General features: G+C 46.0%; 14 protein-coding genes. 8 read left to right on the top strand and 6 right to left on the bottom strand.

Translation table 11 applies throughout. From position 1 onward, the window contains the following. Window positions 1–26: 26 nt before the first annotated feature. Together proP and H3U73_RS07235 are read left to right on the top strand one after the other, a co-directional pair. Window positions 27–1,592, top strand: coding sequence for a glycine betaine/L-proline transporter ProP (gene proP, locus H3U73_RS07240; protein WP_084585094.1), 1,566 nt, complete (start codon window positions 27–29; stop codon window positions 1,590–1,592). 110 nt (window positions 1,593–1,702) lie between these two features. After that, complete coding sequence (locus tag H3U73_RS07235; protein ID WP_144235516.1) at window positions 1,703–2,650, top strand: hypothetical protein; 948 nt, start codon at window positions 1,703–1,705, stop codon at window positions 2,648–2,650. A 319-nt stretch (window positions 2,651–2,969) separates the two neighbouring features. Here the strand turns inward: H3U73_RS07235 and H3U73_RS07230 are convergent, their stop codons facing one another. Genes H3U73_RS07230 through tsaD form a run of 4 tightly spaced genes read right to left on the bottom strand, consistent with a single transcriptional unit; the run spans window position 2,970 to window position 6,888 of the window. Continuing rightward, window positions 2,970–3,392 carry a DUF4124 domain-containing protein gene (locus tag H3U73_RS07230; protein WP_198190273.1) on the bottom strand — a complete coding sequence of 141 codons (423 nt, stop codon included), beginning with the start codon at window positions 3,390–3,392 and terminating at the stop codon, window positions 2,970–2,972. 20 nt (window positions 3,393–3,412) lie between these two features. Next, window positions 3,413–3,898: a hypothetical protein gene (locus H3U73_RS07225; RefSeq protein ID WP_025330034.1), complete on the bottom strand. Its 486-nt coding sequence runs from the start codon at window positions 3,896–3,898 to the stop codon at window positions 3,413–3,415. Window positions 3,899–3,922: 24 nt separating this feature from the next. Then, window positions 3,923–5,827: an ATP-binding cassette domain-containing protein gene (locus tag H3U73_RS07220; protein WP_198190272.1), complete on the bottom strand. Its 1,905-nt coding sequence runs from the start codon at window positions 5,825–5,827 to the stop codon at window positions 3,923–3,925. A gap of 38 nt (window positions 5,828–5,865) precedes the next feature. Continuing rightward, complete coding sequence (gene tsaD, locus H3U73_RS07215) at window positions 5,866–6,888, bottom strand: tRNA (adenosine(37)-N6)-threonylcarbamoyltransferase complex transferase subunit TsaD (protein ID WP_100125109.1); 1,023 nt, start codon at window positions 6,886–6,888, stop codon at window positions 5,866–5,868. Window positions 6,889–7,089: 201 nt separating this feature from the next. Here tsaD and queC point away from each other — a divergent pair, with 201 nt between their 5' ends. The 6 genes from queC (at window position 7,090) to H3U73_RS07185 (ending at window position 16,115) form a co-directional block, all read left to right on the top strand. Further along, complete coding sequence (gene queC / locus H3U73_RS07210) at window positions 7,090–7,752, top strand: 7-cyano-7-deazaguanine synthase QueC (RefSeq protein ID WP_198190271.1); 663 nt, start codon at window positions 7,090–7,092, stop codon at window positions 7,750–7,752. A 110-nt stretch (window positions 7,753–7,862) separates the two neighbouring features. Next, on the top strand, window positions 7,863–8,135 hold the full coding sequence (locus tag H3U73_RS07205; RefSeq protein WP_198190270.1) for a YbeD family protein: 273 nt from the start codon (window positions 7,863–7,865) through the stop codon (window positions 8,133–8,135). Beyond that, window positions 8,132–8,776 (top strand): lipoyl(octanoyl) transferase LipB, encoded by a 645-nt coding sequence (lipB, locus tag H3U73_RS07200; RefSeq protein WP_198190269.1) that lies wholly within the window; start codon window positions 8,132–8,134, stop codon window positions 8,774–8,776. Before H3U73_RS07205 ends, lipB begins: the two co-directional genes overlap by 4 nt. Then, window positions 8,773–9,729, top strand: coding sequence for a lipoyl synthase (lipA, locus tag H3U73_RS07195; protein WP_078474798.1), 957 nt, complete (start codon window positions 8,773–8,775; stop codon window positions 9,727–9,729). Before lipB ends, lipA begins: the two co-directional genes overlap by 4 nt. 460 nt (window positions 9,730–10,189) lie before the next feature. After that, window positions 10,190–14,656, top strand: a complete 4,467-nt coding sequence (gene gltB / locus H3U73_RS07190) for a glutamate synthase large subunit (protein ID WP_037475329.1) — start codon at window positions 10,190–10,192, stop codon at window positions 14,654–14,656. 49 nt (window positions 14,657–14,705) lie between these two features. Continuing rightward, window positions 14,706–16,115 (top strand): FAD-dependent oxidoreductase, encoded by a 1,410-nt coding sequence (locus H3U73_RS07185; RefSeq protein ID WP_084551300.1) that lies wholly within the window; start codon window positions 14,706–14,708, stop codon window positions 16,113–16,115. A 73-nt stretch (window positions 16,116–16,188) separates the two neighbouring features. Here H3U73_RS07185 and H3U73_RS07180 read toward each other — a convergent pair whose 3' ends face one another. Both H3U73_RS07180 and H3U73_RS07175 read right to left on the bottom strand, forming a co-directional pair. Beyond that, window positions 16,189–17,817, bottom strand: a complete 1,629-nt coding sequence (locus tag H3U73_RS07180) for an FAD-dependent oxidoreductase (protein ID WP_084551302.1) — start codon at window positions 17,815–17,817, stop codon at window positions 16,189–16,191. Window positions 17,818–17,830: 13 nt separating this feature from the next. Continuing rightward, window positions 17,831–19,342, bottom strand: a complete 1,512-nt coding sequence (locus H3U73_RS07175; protein WP_084551304.1) for a polyamine aminopropyltransferase — start codon at window positions 19,340–19,342, stop codon at window positions 17,831–17,833. Window positions 19,343–19,378: the final 36 nt, after the last annotated feature.

Genomic DNA, 19,378 nt, shown 5'->3' with positions numbered 1-19,378 from the left:
TAAATATTAATAATGAGAGGATTATCATGACAGCTGTTAATAAACAAAATGAGGCTTCTTCTCATGTTCCACCACTGATTCCTACTCAGAACGGAACGCTGGAATTACACGATATCACTATTGTTGACCAGAATAAGCTTAAAAAGGCCATTTCTGCCGCTGCACTGGGTAATGCCATGGAGTGGTTTGATTTTGGGGTATATGGTTTTGTGGCTTATGCGCTGGGACAGGTATTTTTTCCGTCTGCTTCGCCCAGTGTGCAGATAATCGCCGCACTGGGTACCTTCTCCGTACCATTTCTGGTGCGCCCGCTTGGTGGTGTATTTTTCGGGATACTTGGCGATCGCTTCGGCCGGCAGAAAGTATTGTCGACTACCATTATTATTATGGCACTCAGTACTTTTTGTATTGGTCTGATTCCATCGTATAACAGTATTGGTATGTGGGCACCTGTGCTGTTGCTGTTGTGTAAGCTGGCTCAAGGGTTTTCTGTGGGCGGTGAATATACGGGAGCGGCTATTTTTGTCGCGGAATATTCACCCGACAGGCAGCGCGGTTTTCTGGGCAGTTTTCTGGATTTTGGTTCAATCTGCGGGTTTGTGCTTGGTGCAGGGCTGGTGGTATTGCTGGAAAATATTATGGGTTCGGCACATTTTCTCTCGTGGGGCTGGCGCATTCCGTTTTTTCTGGCTGCTCCTTTAGGTCTGCTGGGCTTGTATTTGCGCCATGCTGCGGAGGAAACTCCGGCTTTTCAGCAACATCTGGATATGATGGAAAAGGCTGAGCAGGAAGACGTTGGTAACCGGCCTCAGGTTTCGTTTAAGAAAATTATGCAGCGTTTCTGGCCTACATTGCTGGTGAGTGTCGGGCTGGTGTTAACCACAAATATCACTTACTACATGCTGCTGACTTATATGCCTAGCTATTTGTCGCATAATCTGCATTATGGTGAAGATCGCGGTGTGCTGATTATTATTGCGATTATGATTGGTATGATGTTTATGCAGCCGATTATTGGTTTTGTCAGCGATAAAATCGGACGTAAGCCATTTGTGATTGGCGGCTCAATTGCATTGCTGATTCTGGCTATTCCGTGTTTTCAGCTGATTACCAGTGGCAAAGTAGGGCTGATTTTTCTCGGGCTGTTTATTCTGGCGCTGATTCTGAATTCTTTTACCGGTGTTATGGCTTCTACGCTGCCGGCACTGTTTCCTACCCGTATCCGTTACAGTGCTCTGGCCAGTGCGTTTAATATTGCGATTATTATTGCCGGTTTAACGCCGACTATTGCCGCTGCGCTGGTGGATGCTACTAATGATCTGTTTATTCCGGCTTATTATCTGATGCTGGTGGGAATTATCGGTATTGTTACCGGTATCTGCCTGAAAGAAACGGCCAACCGCCCGCTGCGCGGTGTGTCTCCTTCAGCTTCGAATAAGCAGGAAGCGCGTGAGCTGCTGGTGCAGACTTATCAGCATATTGAGCAGAGTGTGGATGATATTGATGCAGAAATTGCCCGCTTACAGGAGCAGATAGGTGAGCTGGAAAAGCGTAAGCAGCAATATATTGATTTACATCCGAAGCTGGAGTAAATAATAATTAAAAAGATGGAATAAAATCAAATCCACTAATGTTAACTTGTGTATGTTAATATTGGTGGATTTTTTGTTGATATAACATGATGATATGTCAAATTTTATTTATGGAAAAAATTAAAGAAATTACCCAATTGATACTAAATATATTCAAGATTATAAGTATTACATGTCCAACTATTGGGATTATTATTTTTACTTTTTACTGCATGGAGGTACATTTTATTCCTCCAGATGTACAAATTAGTGATACGTTAGTATTTATATTAATAACTATAAGTTTTGGTATGTTATATGCATCATTTGTTGGGGTGCTATATTGGGCAAATTTAGCAATTTTCTTTTTTCTTTATGTATCAAGAGTAAAATCACGGCCTAATATTTATTATAATGAAATAAAATCTTATAAATTTAAAAATTATAAATTAAAAGGAATTCCGTCATTGAGTGATAGGAGAATAATATATATTTTTGGAGTAATAGCAGAAATAATTTTACTTTTAAGTATGTACTCAGGAGTTTTTTATTTTCCAAAAATAATTCTTGTACAATTTTTGATGTTGCTAATATATGCTGGAAAATTTTTTTATAATAATCATATTATTATAAAAACAAAAAGAACAGTAAATCAAAATATTGAGAAAAAGAAACCAGAAAAAAACGAAAAAGTTAAATTTAATTTAATGTTTATATTGCTTTTATTTTTCACTCCATTAGTAGTAGGTCAGTTTTCAAATAATTTAATTAAATATTCTCTTGCTTTTTATGGTATAAGGCAAATTGATGTTTCGTTATATGTAGATAAAAATTATTTCAACTTAGTACTGCAAAAAAAAATAAATAAATTAAATTCCCAAAAGTCTGAATCCGATTTAAAAAATCCATGTGATGATAACATGTGCGAATTAGAACATATAGATATTCTATTTACTAATGTTGGTTCTAAAACTTTAATTTTTATTCCGTCAATAGAGAATAAGACAAAAGGTTTACGTGTGGAGTTACCAAACAGTGCGATAAAATTAAATCTAAAGGATTATTCGCAAAGTAATTAAGTTAAAAATTTGAGAAAAGAATCATCAGATGTAGATTGATTAATCAGAAAAAGAAAAATCTTTTTGTACTGATAGTGATGATTATCTATTATTTAATCAATATTGATAGTAGTTTTAACAGATATTTGATCGATGCGTTGAGGCTGAGAATGATGTTATTACTTTATATCAGGAGTGTTTTTATATGGTTTATCTACGATTTATATTTGATAATACTGCCTGAATAATAGAGTTAATTCTCAGATATATACTTTTAATGAATCATTCAAGTTATTTACCGGCTAAAAAGTATTTTAAGCCGGTAAATTCTAAGCAAATTTTATTTGCCATTCAAAGCTTTATCCAAATCCTGCTGCCGGGATTTTACGGCATCTTCCAGACCTTTTATACGTTCCTGATAGCGCACGTAGTTGCGTTCATTTCCCATACGAATTTTTTTACCGTCTTCCAGTGCTTTTTTGGCATCTGCAAGGTTTTTACGGGCAGCAGAAATCGCGGCCTGATCAGGCTGGTTGCGGGCGGCTGAATCTGCATCTTTGGTATCAGGAGTAGCTACCGCAGGTTTGTAGGCAGAAGTGGTTGAGAAATTCCCGCCCAGATTGCTGACAGAATGGCAGTTTTTACCTTTCGGAACTTCGCTGTAACTGTGATTCCCCCTGCTGTCGGTGCATTCATATATCTGTGCCAGTGCAGAAGTGCTTATCAGTGTACACAATGTGGCAAGTATCAGGGATTTTCTCATGATTTATCCTTTATCTGGGTTTACATACGACCAAGTTCCCGCTGTATGGCCTGAATGTTCTGCTGCCGGTCAAGTACCGCACTTTGCAGTTCGGTAATATTACCGCCTTTACCGGTACGGCTGCGGTTCAGTGCCTGCTGTGCCTGAGCAAGAGCATTACGTTCATTGGTCAGCTCCTGCTGCAAAATGGCACGACGGGTATTGTCGCTGCCTTTAGGAACGATATTAACTGTGGGTTGCAGGCCGCTATAGGCTGTTGCTACCTTGGTTGCAGGCCGCGGGCGGCTGCGTATTGTGGCCGAAGCACTACTGTTGCGGTAGCTGGGACGGCTGTCGCTATAGCTACCGATAGCCGGTAAGTTGGCTACGGCACAATTTCCCTTTAGTTTTGAGGTATAGACAACTTCGCCGTTTTCAAGACAGGTATACACTTTTGCAACGGCACTCTGTCCTATAAACAGGCCACTGGTAAATATTAGTATGGGAATGATTTTTTTGTATGTCATTATTGAGCCTTATACTGCAATAATTCAAGTAGTCTGGTTAATGTTTTCTACTTCTTGCTGCCATTCAAGCCATTTTTCTTCAGTCTGAGCTAATTTTACTTTGAGCTCAGCCAATTGGGTAAGGGTTTGTTGTAATTTTGTCTGATTTTCGTCAAGATATGCTTCTTCACTGGCAAGAAATGCTTCATGTTGTTTGCGTTGCTGCTGCCAGTTTCCCATATCCCGTTCGGCTTTTTCGATATTTTTCAATAACGGTTTAATCAGACGGGCACGCTGCTGACGTTGTTGTGCTTCAATGCGTTTCTGCTCTTTGCGATTGTGGTTATCACGCGAATCCTGCGGCTGTTCACCGTTATGCTGATCCTGAGTTAAACGCCACTGGCGGTAATTGCTGAGGTCACCATCAAAGTGTTTCAGTTCGCCATCACTGAGATAAATTAAGGCATCAGTAGTGGATTCAAGCAGACTGCGGTCGTGAGAGACTACGATCAGTGCGCCTTTAAACGTCTGTAATGCTACAGTTAATGCATGGCGCATGTCCAGATCAAGATGGTTTGTGGGTTCATCCAGCAGCAGCAGGTTCGGTTTTTGCCAGACAATCATTGCCAGTGCCAGACGGGCTTTTTCACCGCCGGAAAAAGGGGCGATTGGTTGTAAAGCCATATCTCCGATGAAGGCAAAGCTGCCGAGGAAGTTGCGGATTTCCTGTTCGCGTACGGCCGGTGACAGCTGCTGAATATGCCAGACCGGACTTTGGTCTGCACGCAGTGTTTCGAGCTGATGCTGGGCGAAATAACCGATTTTGAGTTTTTCCGCGCGGATAATCTGACCATTTAGTGGTTTCAGACTGCCGGAAATGGCTTTGATAAGAGTGGATTTACCGCTGCCGTTTACCCCGAGCAGGCCATAACGTGCTCCGGATTCAACTGAGAGGTCGATATCGTGCAGAACGGTTTTGTCACCATAGCCGAGGTTAATGTGTTCCAGTTTCAGCAACGGATTGGGCAGATGGTCAGGCTGCGCAAACTGAAACGAAAACTCACTGTCCAGATGAGCCGGGGCAATGCGTTCAAGCCGTGCCAGTGCTTTGATTCGGCTTTGTGCCTGTACTGCTTTGGTGGCTTTGGCTTTAAAGCGGTCGATAAAGGATTGCAGGTGCTGAATATGTGCCTGCTGTTTAAGATAGGCAGCCTGCTGCTGAGTCAGCCGCTGTGCACGTTCCTGCTGATAAAAATCATAGTTGCCGCCGTAGAGGATAAGCTGCTGTTGTGTCAGTTCAACTGTCTGAGTGGTGGTGGCATTCAGGAAATCACGGTCATGCGAAATGATTATCTGGGTGGTATCCAGACCAGCCAGATGCTGTTCCAGCCACAATACTGTTTCCAGATCCAGATGGTTGGTAGGTTCATCCAGCAGAAGTAAATCCGTACGGCACATCAGTGCCTGAGCCAGATTCAGGCGCATACGCCAGCCACCGCTGAATGATTTTACCGGTTGCTGCTGTTCCTGCTGTGAGAAACCAAGACCGTTGAGCAGTTTGGCTGCACGTGCCGGTGCACTGTATGCGCCGATTTCATCCAGCCTTGCATGATATTCTGCCTGTTTGAAGCCGTCGTCGTCATCTTCGGCCTGTTGCAGTAGCTGTTGCAGTTGCTGCAATTCGCTATCGCCCTGCAAAACATAGTCCAGGGCGGGTATATCCAGTGCCGGTGTTTCCTGTTTGACAGTGGCCAGTTGCCAGTGTTTGGGTAAACGGATATCACCGCTGTCATGGCTGATTTTACCTTCAATCAGAGCGAACAGGCTGGATTTGCCGGTGCCGTTTTTACCAATCAGGCCGATACGCTGACCCGGATAGATGGTCAGGCTGGCATTATTCAAAAGTTGTTTATTACCACGTTGTAAACTAAGGTTTTTAATTTCAATCATATTAATCTGTGCGGTTAACCGTGCGAGGGTGCACGGTATTACTGAACAATCTGGCTGAGCGGCCAGCGCGGCTTTACATTAAAACCGGCAGCAGGCTGTGCGTTGCTCAGGTGCATGGCACCGGCAAAAGCAATCATGGCGCCATTATCTGTGCAGTAGGCCATTGGTGGAAAGAATGTTTGTATTCCGGGCAAATTGCTGAGGCTCTGGCGTAGCTGCCAGTTTGCGCCGACACCGCCGGCAACAACCAGCTGCTGATAACCGGTTTGTTTTAATGCCTGTCTTGCTTTGCTGGTGAGTACATCTACTACGGCGTTCTGAAATTCGCGGCAAATATCATTGCGAATTTGCTCCGGAAGCTGTTCTTTACAGCCTGTTTCTGTGCGGATTTTGTTTACTGCGGTCAATACTGCGGTTTTTAAACCGGAAAAACTCATGTTTAAGTCGTGTGAATGCAGCATGGGGCGGGGAAAATGCAGGCTGCCCGGTTGTCCCAGTCTGGCCAGTTCTGACAGTCTGGCACCGCCGGGATAAGGCAGGCCAAGCAGTTTAGCGGTTTTATCGAAAGCTTCTCCGGCAGCGTCATCGATGCTTTCCCCCAGAAGGGTATAGTCGCCAATCCCTTTTACGGCCATAAACTGGGTATGGCCGCCGGAAACCAGTAAGGCGACGAAGGGAAAGGCAGGTTTGTCTTCGCTCAGTAATGGCGAGAGCATGTGTCCTTCAAGGTGATGTACCGGAATAACCGGTTTATTCAGGGCGAATGCCAGTGCATTGGCAAAGCTGGCACCGGCCAAAAGTGCACCGCCCAGACCCGGTCCCTGTGTGTAGGCAATAGCGTCGATATCACTGTATGTTTTATCTGCCTCTTGCAGACAGGCCTGAGTAAGCGGTGTCAGCCGGCGGATGTGATCGCGGCTGGCCAGTTCAGGCACGACACCGCCATATTCTGCATGCATGGCAATTTGTGTATGCAGTTGATGAGCCAGCAGACCGCGCGTGCTGTCGTACAGGGCGACGCCGGTTTCATCACAAGAAGATTCTATTCCCAGTACCAACATGTTTGTGTATTTGAAATATCAGCAATAAAGCCGGTTATTTTACCTGTTTTACACGCTTTCGTGACCAAACTGTCAGTATAAGAGGGCAAATGTTTTATAATTTGTAATAAATGACTGCGTGGTTCGCAAACCTCCCACGTCAGGCGGCCGGAAAGAGGGCTTTCCGGCTGGTTCTGAAATCAAAACTAAGGAATCTGGATAATGAAACAATATTCTAAGGCTCTGGTAATTTTTTCCGGCGGTCAGGATTCAACTACCTGCCTGTTGCAGGCTATTGCTGCTTACGGGCGTGAGAATGTGCAGACGATTACGTTTCAGTATGGTCAGCGTCATGCGATTGAGCTGGAAAAAGCACGCTGGATTGCACAGGATCTGGGCGTGACACAGACAGTAATGGATTTGTCGCTGTTGCAAAGTATTACCCATAATGCGCTGATGGATAAACAGCAGACGATTGAGGCACCGGCTGAAGGATTGCCCAATACTTTTGTTGACGGACGGAATGCGCTGTTTTTACTTTATGCGGCTATTTTCGCTAAGGGTCAGGGTATTCATGATGTTATTGCCGGTGTTTGTGAAACGGATTTTTCCGGCTATCCTGATTGCCGTAATGTGTTTGTCCAGTCTATGAATGTAACGCTGAATCTGGCTATGGATTATGAATTCAGGCTGATAACGCCGCTGATGTATCTGGATAAGGCGCAAACCTGGGCATTGGCGGATGAGCTGGGCTATCTGGACTATGTACGGAAACACACACATACCTGTTATGATGGTATAGAGGGCGGTTGTGGTAAATGCCCGAGCTGTGTATTGCGCGAACGGGGATTACAGGCCTATCTGGCACAAAAAACAGGTGTTTAGTCTGGCTGTGCAGCTGTTCTTAGCTTTGGATTAAAAAAATTTACGTGAATAAGCCTGTTTTGCATGGGATTTACATGGTACAAACGTGAGCAGACAGGAAAGGTACAGAAATGAGTGATAATCTGAAAACCAGTATTATTGAATTTCCGCTGGATTTCCCGATTAAGGTAATGGGTGCACAGCATCCGGAATTTGAGGCTAAAGTGCTGGAGTTGGTGCAGCAGCATGCACCGGATACAGCGGCAGAAAATATTAATACCCGTCCGAGCAGTAAGGGTAATTATATTAGTGCAACGGTGGTGGTTCGTGCTGAAAATCAGGAACAGCTGGATAATATTTATCGTGCTTTAAGCAGCCATCCGATGGTGAAAGTTGTACTATGAAAGTGGTGCAGCTGGGTTTACGCACCTATCAGCCGGTTTTTGCGGCTATGCAGGAATTTACTGCACAGCGTACAGCTGATACTGAAGATGAATTATGGGTAGTTGAACATCCGCCGGTGTTTACTCAGGGTATGGCTGGTAAGCCCGAACATATTCTGGTGCATGATGATATCGAGGTAGTGCAGATTGACCGTGGCGGACAGGTCACTTATCACGGTCCGGGGCAGCTGGTGGTATATACGCTGATTGATTTCAAGCGCCGGCATATTACTGTGCGCGAACTGGTCAGCCGGCTGGAAAACAGTATTATTGCAACGCTGGCTGATTACGGAATCACAGCAGTAAATGATCCGAAACGTCCCGGTGTTTATGTGAACGGGCAGAAAATTGCTTCGCTTGGTCTGCGTATTAAACAAGGCGCGGTGTATCACGGGCTGGCACTGAATGTGAATATGGATCTGACTCCGTTTACACATATTAATCCGTGCGGTTATGCCGGTTTGCATATGACCCAGATAGCGGATTTTGTTAAGCCCTGTCCTGAGCTGGCCGATGTGGCTGAGCGTTTAACCGGCTACCTGACTTTAGAATTGAATGCACCGCCGCCTGAGCGGAAATCTACACAGAAAGTTGTACTATGAATCAAGATAACAGCCAAGGGGTAAAACATAAAGGTGCGGAAAAAACTGCGCGCATTCCGATTAAGGTTGTGCCGCTGGAAGAAAAACTGAAAAAGCCGGAATGGATACGGGCACGACTGCCAAGCAGCCAGAAGTTTTTTGAAATTAAAAGCATTGTGCGTGAGCAGAAGCTGCATACTGTATGCGAAGAAGCCAGCTGCCCGAATATTGGAGAATGTTTCAGCAAGGGTACGGCAACATTTATGATTATGGGTGATATCTGCACCCGCCGCTGTCCGTTCTGTGATGTGGGACATGGACGTCCTAATCCGCTTGATCCGCAGGAACCAACGCATCTGGCTGCTTCAGTGAAAGCAATGAATTTACGTTATGTGGTGATTACTTCGGTTGACCGTGATGATTTACGCGATGGCGGGGCACAGCATTTTGCCGACTGCATTACTGCCATTCGCGAGTCCAGCCCGCATACACAGATTGAGGTGCTGGTGCCTGATTTTCGCGGCCGTCTGGATACTGCGCTGGATATTCTGGCACAGACACCGCCGGATGTACTGAATCACAATCTGGAAACCGCACCGCGCCTGTATAAGCAGGCTCGCCCCGGAGCTGATTATCAGCATTCACTGAAACTGCTGAAACAGTACAAGGCATTAAGGCCGGAAGTGGCAACCAAATCCGGTCTGATGGTAGGGCTGGGAGAGAGTGATGAGGAAATTCTGGAAGTTATGCAGGATTTACGTGCTCATGATGTGGAAATGATTACTATCGGCCAGTATTTACAGCCAAGTAACAGCCATTTGCCGGTATTGCGTTATGTTACGCCGCAGCAGTTTAAGGAGTTTGAAAAGCGTGCTTACGAGATGGGCTTTAAGCATGGTGCCATTGGTGCCATGGTACGCTCCAGTTATCATGCTGATGTTCAGGCTGAACATGCGGGTGTCGTTAATGAATAATATTTATCGGGGAGATGCCGGCATCTCCCTTTTTTATTTATTATAGCCGAAAAGTAAAAAAACAGGATGCGCCTGTTTTTTTATATTTAAAGCCGGAAATAATTAAATCAGATAATTTTATATTGTTGAATTAGAATAATAATTGATTATTATTCTCAATTAAAATAATTTGCCAATAGCATAATTTGTGCTTTTGGCAATTTTTTTTGGCTGTTTAGGCAGTTATTATTAATTATCTCTAAATTGGTGAAAAATAGCAGATATTGTACTCAATTCCATTTTTATACGCAGTAAAACGGATTATCGTAGTGATTTAATCTAAATTTAAATGAAATCACAGAGTTTTTTTTGCGGTGCCGGAGAAAAAAGGTTTTGACGCTTATAGGTAAATTTTTGTATGTTTGTTACCTTGTCTAATTAATTTGTGCTTTGCAGTTAGTGCAGCAAATGAGGTTTCCCGATGTCCAGCTTATACGACCACTCTCTGGTAAAAGAAAACTGCGGTTTTGGATTGATTGCCAATATTGAAGGCGAAGCCAGCCATAAGGTGGTGCGTACCGCAATTCTTGGGCTGTCACGCATGCAGCATCGCGGTGCGATTTTATCGGATGGCAAAACAGGTGATGGTTGTGGCCTGTTACTGCAAATGCCGAAAAAATTCTTTCAGGCTGTTGCCGAAGAAGAAGGAATTACGCTGGCCAAAAACTTTGCCGTAGGGATGATTTTCTTTCCCCGTGATGAGGCTTTGCTAGAAGAATATAAAGCAATAATTGAGGAAGAACTGACCCGTGAAACGCTGAATATTTCATTCTGGCGGCCTGTTCCCACCAATCCGAAAATGCTTGGTTCCATTGCTCTGGCGGATATGCCTTATATTCAGCAGGTGTTTGTTAATGCGCCTGCCGGCTGGCTGCCGCGTGATTTGGAACGGCGGCTGTTTATGACTCGCCGGCGTGTTGAAAAACGGATTAATCATCGTGATTTTTATATTTGCAGCTTATCCAATCAGACGATGATTTATAAAGGGCTGTGTATGCCCAAGGATTTGCCGCGGTTTTATCCTGATCTGGCTGATTTGCGCATGCAAAGTGCTATTTGTCTGTTTCACCAGCGCTTTTCAACCAATACATTGCCACGCTGGCAGCTGGCTCAGCCATTCCGTTATCTGGCACATAATGGTGAAATTAATACTATTTCAGGGAATCGTGCCTGGGCGCGCGCACGCTCGTATAAATACCATACTCCGCTGATTCCCGATTTGCAGACTGCTGCGCCGTTTGTAAATGAAACCGGTTCGGATTCCAGCTCTCTGGACAATATGCTGGAGCTGTTTGTGAACGGCGGTATGGATTTGTTCCGGGCTATGCGTCTGCTGGTACCACCGGCATGGCAGCACAATCCGGATATGGATGAGGATTTGCGTGCATTTTACGATTTTAATTCCATGCATATGGAACCATGGGACGGTCCGGCTGGTATTGTACTGAGTGACGGCCGCTATGCGGCCTGTACGCTGGACAGAAATGGTTTACGGCCGGCGCGCTATGTTATTACTCAGGATAAACTGATTACGATTGCCTCTGAAGTAGGTATCTGGGATTACGCACCAGATGAAGTACTGGAAAAAGGCCGTGTCGGACCGGGTGAGTTGCTGGTGATTGATACGCGTGAAGGCCGGCTGATGCATTCAGCGGATATCAATACTGAGCTGAAAACCCGGCATCCGTATAAAGAATGGCTGGATAAAAATGTATTATCGCTGATTCCGTTTGAAAAACTGCCGGATGAAGAGGCCGGTACCTCCAGTTTGTCAGCAGACCAGTTGCTGGTTTACCAGAAACTGTTCGGTTATGATATGGAAGAGCTGGAAAATGTAGTGCGGATACTGGGAGAAAACGGGCAGGAACCGGTAGGATCAATGGGTGACGATACGCCATTTGCGGTGTTGTCACAACGGCCGCGGGTACTGTACGACTATTTCCGTCAGTATTTTGCTCAGGTAACCAATCCGCCGATTGACCCCTTGCGCGAAAAACATGTGATGAGCCTGAATACTTGTATCGGGCGCGAAATGAGTGTGTTTTTTGAGGCTGAGGGAATGTCACACCGGGTGAATTTTAAATCACCAGTATTGCTGTACTCTGATATGCAGCAGTTATTGCAGTTATCAGCTGAGCATTATCAGCATCATCATCTGGATGCTGTCTATAACCCGAATGAAACCAGTTTGCAGGAAGCGCTGGTACATTTATGCGATGAAGCCGTGGCTGCTGTGAGAAACGGTGCTGTTCTGCTGGTGATATCAGACCGCAATGTCAGCCGGAATGCTATTGCTATTCCTGCTGTTTTCAGTGTCGGTGCTATTCAGCAGCGTCTGGTTGAAACCAATTTGCGCTGTGATGCCAATATTATTGTTGAAACTGCCTCGGCACGTAATCCGCACCATTTTGCGGTACTGATTGGTCTGGGTGCCACGGCAGTGTATCCGTATCTGGCGTATGAAAGTCTGGCCAGAATGGTTAGCATTGGTGCAATTACCAAACCATTACGGCAGGTAATGCTGAATTTCCGCAATGGTATTAATAAGGGGCTGTATAAAATCATCTCCAAAATGGGTATTTCAACGATTTCTTCCTATCGTTGTGCCTGTTTGTTTGAAGCAGTGGGCTTTCATCACGAAGTGATGCAGTTATGCTTTAAGAATATGATTAACCGGATTGAAGGTGCAACATTTGCCCAGCTGGATGATGAGCTCAGATGGCTTCACAAGCGTGCGTGGCAGAAAAGCCGCGGACTGGAAATCGGCGGTTATCTGAAATACAAGCCGCAGGGTGAGTATCATGCCTATAATCCTGAGGTGGTGAATACATTGCAGGCGGCCATAAATACCGGAGACTATAGCCGTTACCGTCGCTATGCAGATGCAGTTAACCACCGTCCGCCTGCTATGCTGCGAGATTTGCTGCGTCTGAAAACTGATAATGCAACGCCGGTTAAACTGGAACAGGTAGAAGCAGCAGAAAATCTGTATAAGCGCTTTGACAGTGCGGCAATGTCTATCGGTGCACTGAGTCCGGAAGCGCATGAAGCGCTGGCTACTGCGATGAACCGTCTGGGCGGTTTCTCCAATTCAGGAGAGGGTGGCGAAGATCCGAACCGCTACGGCACTGAACGGGTATCACGGATTAAACAGGTGGCTTCCGGCCGTTTTGGTGTAACACCGGCTTATCTGATGAGTGCAGATGTTATTCAGATTAAAGTGGCACAGGGTGCCAAGCCGGGCGAAGGTGGTCAGTTACCCGGCGATAAGGTGACTCCGTACATTGCTCAGCTGCGCTTTGCCGTTCCCGGGTCTACGCTGATTTCACCGCCACCGCATCATGATATTTATTCAATTGAAGATTTGGCACAGCTGATTTTTGACTTGAAACAGATTAATCCGCGTGCGCTGATTTCAGTTAAGCTGGTGTCTTTACCGGGTGTGGGTACGATTGCTACCGGTGTGGCTAAGGCATATGCGGATCTGATTACTATTTCCGGCTATGACGGCGGTACCGGTGCCAGTCCGATAACCAGTGTGAAATATGCAGGCAGCCCGTGGGAACTGGGTCTGGCTGAAACTCAGCAGGCTCTGGTAGAAAATAATCTGCGCCATAAAGTGCGCTTACAGGTTGACGGTGGTCTGAAAACCGGGCTGGATATTGTGAAGGCAGCTATTCTGGGGGCTGAAAGTTTTGGTTTTGGTACCGGACCGATGATTGCACTGGGCTGCCGCTATCTGCGCATTTGCCATCTGAATAACTGCGCTACCGGTGTAGCGACACAGGATGATACTCTGCGCCATGAACATTTCCACGGCCTGCCTGAGAAAGCAATGAATTATTTCAAATTCATCGCACAGGATGTACGCGAAATTATGGCGCAGCTCGGTGTAACTCAGTTAACGGATTTAATCGGCCGTACTGAGTTACTGGAAATTGTTTCCGGAATTACGCCTAAACAAGGTACGCTGGATTTGAGCAAGCTGCTGTATTCCCCGAAAGTACCGGATGGCAGCTCACGCTACTGTACTCAGACCAATCCTCCGTTTGATCCGGGACGCCTTAACCGTACCATCATGCAGGATATTGGTGATGCGATACAAAGCGGTGAGGATGTTGAATTAAATTATGATATTAATAATACCGACCGTTCAGTAGGTGCCTCATTGTCCGGCCGGATTGCAGAAACTTACGGTAATCGTGGTCACGTACCTCAGCGTTTTGATATCTATCTGACCGGAACAGCCGGACAAAGTTTTGGCGTATGGCTGGCCGGAACTGTAAATTTATATCTCACCGGGGATGCCAATGATTATGTGGGTAAAGGTATGGCCGGCGGCAAAATTGTGATTCATCCGCACGGCGGCACAGCTTTCCGTCCTGAAGACACGACAATTATCGGCAATACCTGTCTGTATGGTGCTACCGGTGGCAAGCTATTTGCTTCCGGTAAGGCCGGTGAACGTTTTGCCGTGCGCAATTCCGGCGCTACGGTGGTCGTAGAAGGCATTGGTGACAATGGCTGTGAATATATGACTGGTGGTGTGGTATGCGTACTCGGTAAAACCGGAATTAATTTTGGTGCCGGTATGACCGGTGGCTTTGCCTATGTACTGGATGTAGACGGCTGCTTTAAACAGCGGATTAATCCGGAGCTGGTGGAAGGACTGGATATCAGCGAATTAACTATGCATCAGGAAAATCTGCGCGGGTTAATTGCCGAGCATGTAGAGAATACCCACAGTCCGTTAGGGGAGCGCATTCTGGCAGAATGGGATAATTATGTCAGCCGTTTTGTGCTGGTTAAACCGAAAGCCAATGATGTTGATGCGTTACTGGGACATAAGCCGCGTACAGTTACAGAACTGCGTGCAGTGACCCAGTAAGCCCGCCGGATAATGCAGAAATAATTAGAAATATTGCAAGGAACACCAGATGAGTCAACGCGAAAATGTTTATCAGTTTATTGATGTGCCGCGTGTGGATCCCCCGAAAGAACCGCTGACTGTACGTCGGCATGAGTTTGCGGAAATTTATCAGCCGTTTACTACTGCACAGGCTATTGCCCAGGCAGACCGCTGTCTGGCCTGTGGTAATCCGTACTGTCAGAATAAATGTCCTTTACACAATAATATTCCCAACTGGTTGCGACTGGCCAATGAAGGAAGAATTATCGAAGCAGTTGAACTGGCACACTCTACCAACAGTCTGCCGGAAGTCTGCGGACGGGTTTGCCCGCAAGACCGCTTGTGTGAAGGTGATTGCACGCTGAATGCTGAATTCGGAGCTGTTACGATTGGAGCCATTGAAAAATACATTACTGAACAGGCTTTTGCACAGGGATGGCATCCTGATATCAGTAAGGTGGAAAAAGTAGGCAAAAAAGTGGCGGTAGTCGGTGCCGGTCCGGCCGGGCTGGGCTGTGCCGATGTACTGATTCGCAATGGTGTGGATGTTACGATCTACGAACGGGCGACAGAAATCGGCGGTTTACTGACTTTCGGTATTCCGGCTTTTAAACTGGAAAAAGAAGTGATGATGCGCCGCCGTCATGTACTGACTGATATGGGTATTGAGTTCAGACTGGGGGTAACAGTAGGTGAAGATGTTACCCTGCAAGAACTGGAACAGCAGTATGATGCGATATTTCTGGGTGTAGGTACTTATCAGGGGCTGCGTGCAGGTATTGAAAATGAAGATGCCGCTGGTGTTTATCTGGCATTACCTTATTTAATCGGCAATACCGAACATTTGCTGAATATTCCCAGTAAAGATTATGTTTCTATGGCCGATAAACGCGTAGTGGTTCTTGGCGGTGGTGATACTGCCATGGATTGTGTGCGTACAGCTTTACGTCAGCAGGCAAAAGAGGTTATCTGTGCCTATCGCCGCGATGCGGCCAATATGCCCGGATCAAAAAAAGAATTCAATAATGCGCGTGAAGAAGGTGTTCAGTTCAAATTCAATGTGCAGCCACAGGCAGTAGTGACTGATGCTGATGGTACAGTAAGCGGTATTCAGGTAGTAAAAACCATAATGGGCGCGCCGGATGAACGCGGGCGCCGGCGTGCTGAAATTGTTGCCGGCAGTGAAGAAGTGATTGCCTGCGATGCGGTGATTGTGGCGTTTGGTTTTGCTCCGCACAGTATGCCTTGGTTAAACAGTGTTGGTGTTACTGTGGATGAACGCGGCCGGATTCAGACCTGTGGTGAATATAAACAGCAGACAGCCAACCCCAGAATTTTTGCCGGTGGTGATATTACCCGTGGTTCTGATCTGGTGGTTACTGCTATTGCCGAGGGTCGTGATGCGGCACAAAGTATTATGGATTATCTTGAAGTTTAGAAACTTTGTTATCTGAATCAAACAGCCTGCTGCCATATTTCTGGCAGCAGGCTGTTTGTTCTGATACCGCATATTAGTGTTGTGCCAGTATCTGAACTGCCGCACGTTTACCCCAGTAGCAGGCTTCTTCAAAAATCGAATAACCGGATAAATCACTGTGTGCAAACTGTAAGCGACCGGTATAAGTACGCAGTGACTGTAAACCCTGATTGGACAGATAGCCCGGTTGCGGTACAGCCATGGCATGACCACGTAAACTTAAACGCGCCTGCAACATACGCCGGCGTAGTTTAACTCCATAGATTTGCTCGAGTTCTGCGGCCGCACACTGATAAATTTCATCGGTTGATGCAGACAGCATCCAGCGGCGCACATTAGCAGGGGTATCATGATTCAGTGCAGTATAGGCGGTAAATGAGGTATAGGCTGGTGGCCCCTGCCGGATTTGCTGGTGGGTTGCCACCACATAACCCAGTCCTTTTCCCTGATAGAGGATATTATCCCAGGCGAGTTTGCTGCCCTTGCGTTCTGCCGGAAAACCACGCAGCAGAAAGTTTGCCACTATCCATGGTGCATATTGCGGCATATGGATATCCGGTTTGAATCCGTACTGCTGAATATCTTTAACCACATGAGCTGCAATATAAAGTGGCATGGCACATACAGCATGCTGAGCCTCGAGCCAGTAATATTGTTGCCGCTCTGTACAGATAAGCAGGCGAACACCCTGATTATGCTCCTCAATTGAAACAGCAAAGGCATTGATGCTATATGGCTGAGTGCGCGGCAAACTAATATCCGCCAGACTGGTTGCCGGATGCAGGCGGCAGAATGTGCGTATCCGTTGTGACAGTTCATTCAAACCATCAGGCCATGTCATTATTGTGCCATGCTCATTTTGCTGATTACCGCGCGCGCAAAAATAGTGCAAACCTGCCCAGGCACTGATTTGTCTGATACCTTGTCCGTAATCATCACGGCAGCAATAGTCCAGATACCACAAAAATGTCGGCGAACGATAGTTTTGCTGCTCAAGCCAGTCAGCAAATGTTATTTTTTCCAGACGGCGCCATTGGCTATCCATGCTGGCTAAATCAAGCGGAATAGTGAATAAACGCTTACCATCTGTACCACGCTGACTACTGAGCCTGTGTATAAACTGAAAAAAGCGTTTACTGTCGGCATCTGTATGCGGCAGTAAATCGTTCTGCCATTGCTGCTGATAAAACAGACGCTCATTGGGTACTTGAAGTAAAGCCCGCTCATCATAGACACCATGCTGACAGAGCTGTAAATCACTAAGTAGTTCGCGAATATGTTCTGATTCAGGCGAAGGCAGGGGCAGATAATGGGCTCCGGTCGGATAGTTTACGCCAAACTGCTGTTCGCCGCGGTTATTGCCATTGCGTTCAGCACCGTCAAGTAAAATATAATCCTGCATGCCTTGTCTGGATAATTGCCACGCCGCAGCCAGAGCTGCCGCCCCGCTGCCGACAATCACAGTATTCACGCTGAATCCGGGTATCTCTGCCGGGACATTTATACGAGCATCACGAATAGCATGGCCGGTTGCCTTACCGGGAAAATCTATACTGACTGGCGGTTGCCCGGGTCTGAAATAGCGCCATGCCTCATAGCCGGTTAAACCTACCATACTGGCACCGAGTACATGGTTGAGAAAACGGCGACGACTGATTTTCATTTCTGCTATTCCTTTAGCGCATGACAGCGCGCCAGTCAGCCTCAAAATACTCTACCAGCTTTTGTGTATTCAGATGATTGGGTTCAACAGAGCGGCGTTGCATATCTTTCGGAAAAATAAACATTTCTCTTGTACTATCGGCATCCAGATAGCGTGTTGTTACCTGATAATGATCAGGAATCAGAAATTCACCGCTCTGATTTGCCATTACATAACCCCATTCACCGAATGACGGAACATAAACATGGTAAGGCAGAGTCTTTAAGCCGGCCGTTTCCAGCGTGTTCACAATACACCAGAACGCATTCGGGGCAAAATAAGGTGAAGTGGACTGCACTACGATATTGCCCAGCGGATTTAGATGCTGTGCAACCATCCGGTACATCGGAACTGAATACAGCTTGCCCAGAGAAAAATTAGACGGGTCGGGAAAATCGATAATGATTACATCAAATTTCTGCTGATTGTGTTCCAGCCACTGTGCCGCATCCGCATTGATAATATGCATTTTCGGATTATTCAGTGAATTCTGGTTTAGCTGGCGCAAATGAGTAGAGTTACGGAATACTTTAGTCATGCTGGCATCCAGATCGACCAGAGTAACCTGCTTAACCTGAGGGTATTTCAGTACTTCACGAGCAGCCAGTCCGTCACCGCCGCCCAGTATCAGAACACTGGCAGTCTGAGGATTCTGTTCCATTACAGGCAAGACCAGTGCTTCGTGATAACGGGCTTCATCTATTGAAGAAAATTGTAAATTGCCGTTGATAAATAAACGGGTATCATTATGCCATTTTGTAATGACCAGACGCTGGTAAGGAGAGGCTGTGCTGTATACGACCGGATCGCCGAAATAATGCTGTTCTGCCTTATCGGTAATTTTATTGGCATAGCAGAAAAGAAGAATCAGAATAAGCAGAACTACATTACCGCGCAGATACAGGCTGCGGTAGCGGCGTAAGTTTCTTTTAAATAATCGCGCAGTTAATAATGCAACAATCGTATTCAGAATACCGAACAGCAGAGCACTTCTGGCCATACCGAGTTTGGGTGCCAGAATCAAAGGAAAGAGCAGGGAAACAGCCAGTGCACCCAGATAATCAAAAGTCAGCACCCGGCTAACAACTTCTTTAAATTCAACTTCCCGCAAATTGAGTACCCGCATGACCAGTGGCAGTTCCATTCCGGTAACAATACCAATGGTCAGCACCATTCCGTACAGTATCGAACGAAAAGGTGTCTCAGAGAAACCAAACAGAACAAACAGCAGCAGCGCAGAAATACCGCCAACGATACCCACCAGAATTTCGATATCAATAAAACGGCTTAATGCATCTTTGTCCCTGATATAGCGTGTCATATGTGCACCGATACCCATCGCAAACATGTACACGCCGATAATTGAAGAAAACTGAAGTATCGAATCACCAAGCAGATAACTGGCCAGAGCAGCAATAATCAGTTCATATGCCAGACCGCAGCTGGCTACCACAAATACCGATACAATTAAAGCAGGATTCACCATTTATCCTTTTATTCATTTTGTCTGCTTCAGGCACAG

Origin of the sequence: Snodgrassella sp. W8124 (assembly GCF_016100875.1) — a bacterium.
GTDB classification, from domain to species: Bacteria; Pseudomonadota; Gammaproteobacteria; order Burkholderiales; family Neisseriaceae; genus Snodgrassella; species Snodgrassella alvi.
Note: the sequence above shows the minus strand (reverse complement) of the source record. Positions and strands in the feature narration are given on the sequence as shown.

Coding starts and splice junctions, on each gene's coding strand:
- proP (WP_084585094.1), top strand. CDS start 27: ATGACAGCTGTTAATAAACAAAATGAGGCTTCTTCTCATGTTCCACCA.
- H3U73_RS07235 (WP_144235516.1), top strand. CDS start 1,703: ATGGAAAAAATTAAAGAAATTACCCAATTGATACTAAATATATTCAAG.
- H3U73_RS07230 (WP_198190273.1), bottom strand. CDS start 3,392: ATGAGAAAATCCCTGATACTTGCCACATTGTGTACACTGATAAGCACT.
- H3U73_RS07225 (WP_025330034.1), bottom strand. CDS start 3,898: ATGACATACAAAAAAATCATTCCCATACTAATATTTACCAGTGGCCTG.
- H3U73_RS07220 (WP_198190272.1), bottom strand. CDS start 5,827: ATGATTGAAATTAAAAACCTTAGTTTACAACGTGGTAATAAACAACTT.
- tsaD (WP_100125109.1), bottom strand. CDS start 6,888: ATGTTGGTACTGGGAATAGAATCTTCTTGTGATGAAACCGGCGTCGCC.
- queC (WP_198190271.1), top strand. CDS start 7,090: ATGAAACAATATTCTAAGGCTCTGGTAATTTTTTCCGGCGGTCAGGAT.
- H3U73_RS07205 (WP_198190270.1), top strand. CDS start 7,863: ATGAGTGATAATCTGAAAACCAGTATTATTGAATTTCCGCTGGATTTC.
- lipB (WP_198190269.1), top strand. CDS start 8,132: ATGAAAGTGGTGCAGCTGGGTTTACGCACCTATCAGCCGGTTTTTGCG.
- lipA (WP_078474798.1), top strand. CDS start 8,773: ATGAATCAAGATAACAGCCAAGGGGTAAAACATAAAGGTGCGGAAAAA.
- gltB (WP_037475329.1), top strand. CDS start 10,190: ATGTCCAGCTTATACGACCACTCTCTGGTAAAAGAAAACTGCGGTTTT.
- H3U73_RS07185 (WP_084551300.1), top strand. CDS start 14,706: ATGAGTCAACGCGAAAATGTTTATCAGTTTATTGATGTGCCGCGTGTG.
- H3U73_RS07180 (WP_084551302.1), bottom strand. CDS start 17,817: ATGAAAATCAGTCGTCGCCGTTTTCTCAACCATGTACTCGGTGCCAGT.
- H3U73_RS07175 (WP_084551304.1), bottom strand. CDS start 19,342: ATGGTGAATCCTGCTTTAATTGTATCGGTATTTGTGGTAGCCAGCTGC.